The 1504-nt window shown below is 38.5% G+C and carries 1 protein-coding gene; it reads left to right on the forward strand.

The genetic code is table 11. The annotated features are described in order from the left end of the window. Positions 1-1504: N-6 DNA methylase (locus AC3WVG_RS11775; RefSeq protein WP_488798310.1), on the forward strand; the 1504-nt coding region annotated here is incomplete at both ends.

The following is a 1504-nucleotide window of genomic DNA, read 5'->3' on the forward strand; positions in this document are numbered from 1 at the left end:
TAGAGTGGGTGATGGCTGGGTAGGAAAAAAAGAGTCCAGGGCTTTTCAGATTCGCAAAGCCTCTGAAGTTGGCATTGGAGAATCTGAGGATGATGCAAAAGCTAGAGTAAAGGCTTTTTTTAGAAAGAAAGAAAAACTAAAAGAGTATAGCAAAGAAGAGATCTCTCACTATGAAGATAGCTATTTTAGAGATACATATAGTGATCGTGAGATAGAGAATGCAATAGCTCATCTCCCTAAAGAGAAAGCGAAAAGAATAATCAAAGCTCGTGAAGGAAGAGCGTCAGCCGAAGATATCGAAATATTAGAAGATCTAAGAAGGGAGGGGTTCCCTCACATGGATGAGGAGATCACTCGATATGAAGAGTTGACAGATAAGTATTTTGATGGTGATTCCACTCCTACCAAGGAAGAGGAGCTTGAGATTGAATCACTTGAGGCTGAATTGAAAGATTACTTTGACAAAGAGGAGTATATTGATGCTAGAGAGAAGAAAAAACAATCAGAAGATATTTCTGATGAGAATAGAAGTACAAAAGTTGAAACAGCAAGGAATGAGCCACAAAGAAGCAATAAAGACAATAAAGGAGAAGTATCAGAAGAGTCAATAGCCACGCCAAAAACCAAAGGAGAGAGAAAAGCCATAAATGCTAAAGTAGAAGAGATTATCAAAAAGCCTATCGAGGAGACCACTCCTGAAGATAGAGCAGTGCTTCAACATTATACAGGCAAGGGTGGACTGGAGAGTGGAACAAAAGAGTCTCTCACACAACACTATACAGCACCTGAAACTATTGACGCTATGTATAAAGCTCTACACGATGCAGGTGTTCCGATAAAAACAGCTCTTGAACCTGCTGTTGGTAGTGGAAATTTTCTAAAAAACAATCATAAAATTAAATTTACCACTGTTGATATTGATAAAACTAACCATGAGGTGGTTAAACGCCTCTTTGGTGATGCTGAACATCATCATAAAGGGTATGAGGAGTTTAAGAGTGATAAGCCTTTTGACCTTGTTATAAGCAATGTTCCATTTTCAGAGGAGAGAGGAGCAGGGAGGCTAAAGCATCGACCAGATGTTAAAGCTTTGCATGACCATTTTTTTGTTAAAGCTCTTGAAGATGTCAAAGAGAATGGTGTGATTGCATTTATAACCTCAAAAGGGGTAATGGACAAAGCAAATCCCAAAGTGCGTAAAGAGCTTACAAGTCAAGCAGATGTGATAGGAGCTTATCGTTTACCCAACTCTACTTTTGAACATACACATACAAATGTTATCTCTGATATTATTTTTCTTCAAAAACGCCCAAAAGGGGTGAAGAGTAGGCAGCCAAAAACCAATGAACTTTTTGAAGTTGCATCCAAAGATGATGTTGGACTCTTGAATGATTATTATAGAACCTTTCCTGATAAAATTTTAGGGAAGCTAGAAAAGGGCATTGACCCAATGTATGGTAAACCTACCTATTTGGTGACAGGAGAGGCTGACTACTCCAAAATG

The sequence above is a fragment of the Desulfovulcanus sp. genome (genome assembly GCF_982781345.1).